The 3,226-nt window shown below is 67.6% G+C and carries 1 protein-coding gene; it reads right to left on the reverse strand.

Translation table 11 applies throughout. The annotated features are described in order from the left end of the window. Positions 1-189 precede the first annotated feature (189 nt). Positions 190-2,769, reverse strand: coding sequence for a LamG domain-containing protein (locus G4L39_RS15355; RefSeq protein WP_165106203.1), 2,580 nt, complete (start codon positions 2,767-2,769; stop codon positions 190-192). Positions 2,770-3,226: the final 457 nt, after the last annotated feature.

The raw sequence follows: 3,226 nt of genomic DNA on the forward strand, positions 1-3,226 counted from the left end.
GGGCACTCGCCGCACGGGATGCCGATCTTTCCGCGGGTCGCACCTGCGTTGACCACCTGCGGTGTGATCGAGGGGCACTGACCCGCCATCGACCATGGCCATGCTACAAGCGCCACCAGACACAGAAGAGTCATCCGGGTCTTCATGGTTGCCTGCCTCCGTCGCACGGTCTTCCTTGTCACCTGCACCTCACCACGGCCGGTACACCTGCAATTGGACCTGGCTGGGGTTGGTCTCCGCGCCGGCCCCCTGCGGATTGCGACCCTGCACCCATTCCAACCCGTCGCCCACGCCGTCGCCGTCGCTGTCCGCACTGAACGGATTGGTCCCCAACCAGACCTCCTGCAAATCGCTCAACCCATCATTGTCACTGTCCCGCTTGCATACCCCGCCCGCGCCGCTCTGATACAACAGTTGCACCTGCCCCACCGTCAGCGCCGTCCGATAGATCCGCACCTCGTCCAGCCCGCCCTTGTAATAGCCGTTGAACCCGCTTTGCGGGTGTATCCCCACCCGCACCGGTTCCGCGTTGCTCAGGCTGCCCGGCCGAACCGTCGGATTGAACCGCAGGACCTCCGCCCCGTCCACATACAGCCGGCCCCCATCCGAAGCATTCCGGTCCAGCGTCCACACCACATGATGCCACCCACCGTCCCGCAAATCCGGCCCACCGCTGACAAAGTTGGCAAAACCACCCGCATCAGCCAGCTGCACCCCCAACCGACCGTTCAGCAGAAACAGTTCCCAGCCCAGCGCCCTGGACGCATCCGGCGTCCACCGTTTGCTCACAAGACTCATGACCCCGTACGTCGTCGCGTTCACCTCCGGCCGCACCCACAACTCCACCGTCAACGCCTCTCCCACTCCCACGTCAAACCCCTGCCCGGGCCCCGCATCCGCACCATCGTCCACCCCGTCCAACTCAAACCCGCCGCCCACCACCGCCGACCCGTAACCCGGACCGTTGCGCAACCGCAACGCGTTGGTCCGCGCCAGATCCCACGGACCCCCGTCCCCGGGCCACCACGCCACCAACCCTCCCAAAGGCTCCACGCAGCCCGGCCACACCTTCCCGGCTCCACCCGCCTGAACGATCCCGTACAGTTCCGACGCCGACAGCGCCCGGTTGTACACGGCACACTCGTCCAGCCTCACCGTCCCGTACACACCCCCGTACCAACCCCACCCGGGCGCCGCACCCATCGTCAACGGCTGCGCCGTCGTCACCAGCGTCCCGGACGCCGCCACCTGCTGCTGCAACTGCCCGTTCACGTACACCCGCAAGCTCGACCCATCCCACGTCGCCGCCACATGATGCCACTGGCCCGCCGGCAACGTCCCCCACGCCGTCGCGCTCACCCACCCAACCCCCGCCAGGTTCACACCCGCCTCCACACGGTTGCTCCACACCACCAAACCATACTGCCGCAGCCCGGGACCATCCTTGCTCAACACCGGCAGCACCTGCACCCCATCCGTACCACGGTACACCCAGCCCTCCAGCGTCAGTCCCGTCGTGGGGTTCAAACCCGCAGCATTGGACACACTCAAATAGCTGTTGCCCGTCAGCACCAACCCGAGCCCCACCGCACCAGCCCCCCAACCCACGGCACCCTGCGCAACCGCCGCATTTCCCCCCACCACATCCCGCCCATCCCCGGCCAGCGGCCACCAGGCCACACACCCGGCCGGCACCGGTACAGGCCCCACCAACAGCCAGTCCAAGACCAAACCCGGCCCCTCCTCCAACACCTGCGCCACCAGCTTCACCGACTCCCGCCCCACTTCCACCACACCGTCCCCCTCATTCGCCGCCCCCGCCAGCCGCGGATCCCACCGGCCCGGCCAAACCGTCAACCCGCTCACGCGGTCCACCCGCGGCAACCGCTCCAACTGACCCCGCACCGACTCCAACGGCAACCGTTCCACCAGCCACTGCCGGCCCCCCTCCCCCCGCACCCATTCCTTCACCACAGGCACCCAACCATCCCCCTGCCCCTCAGGCCAACCAAACGCCCGACCACTCACCAACCGCCACCCGCCCACCTCCACCATCTCATCCTCCACCACGCCCAGCCCCGGCCACTCCACCGGTACACGCTCCACCACACGACCCTCCGCACCCCACCACTCCGTCCACACCTCCAACCACGTCCGCCCTACCTCCCATCCCGCCGGCAACCCGCCCCACCAACCCTCCAACACCACATCCTGCTCCAGCCAGTTCAACCCCGTCCGAACCCGCACCCGACCCGGCAAACCCTCCAGCGCATTCGTGTACAACACCCACCCCTCCACACTCCCCACACCCACCCGATCCACAAACCGACCCAACACCACGCTCTCCCCGCGCCCCGCCTCGTACAACACCACCGCCACAGGACGCGCCCGCACCGTACCACCCCCCACCGCCTCCCACTGCACCGCCCCCTCTGCCGATCCCAACCGACCCAACCGCGCCCCGTGCCGAGCCCCCACCGCCACCGCCCGACCCTCTCTCATCGTCAGCCGCACCCCCGGGCCACCCACCATCTCCCAACTCTCCCCGGCCACCACACCGTTGGTCACACCCCGCCCCATCCCCAGCCGACGCCACAAACCCGCCTCCGTCGCATCCGCCCAGGGCCCCACACCAACCCCACCAGGAACCTCCGCCACCCGCGCCGGACCGGCCCCGTTCACCGGCTCCTCCAACAACGCCTCCTGACCCCACGTCACAACTCCCAACCCAACCCACACCACCCAAACCAGCCCAACCAGCGCTTTCATGCTCACCTCGCTTTCCAACTACGTCAGCTCTCCAACAGCCTTCCCATCCCACTCAACCCCAGGCCCGCTCTCTCCTCAAAACCATCCAACCTCAACCCCAAAAATCCTCTCCGCGCTCACAGAGCCCACCGCACTCCGGAGCCCACCCAGGCCCGGACATCCCAGAAGGAAAAGGAAAGGAACTGACCCACCGAACCACGGGCGGCCCCTGGCGTTCTTGAAAAGGCTCGCGATCGCCTGCAACCGGGCGGGCATAAAGAATCGACTGAAGACTTCCAACCCCAACCCTGCTGCCGCCCCGGCCCGGCCGAAAGCGGCACAGTCCCTCCGGCTTGGAAAATAAACCCACTGCCGTGGCAAACAGACCATGGCCTCGAAGGCACTCTCCGCACCCGCGCAAAGTCCGCCCCTGAGGGAGGCCAGGACCCCGCCGAAAGCCAGCGTGGAAGCCGGGTCG

This window comes from Limisphaera ngatamarikiensis (genome assembly GCF_011044775.1).
Lineage (GTDB): Bacteria > Verrucomicrobiota > Verrucomicrobiia > Limisphaerales > Limisphaeraceae > Limisphaera > Limisphaera ngatamarikiensis.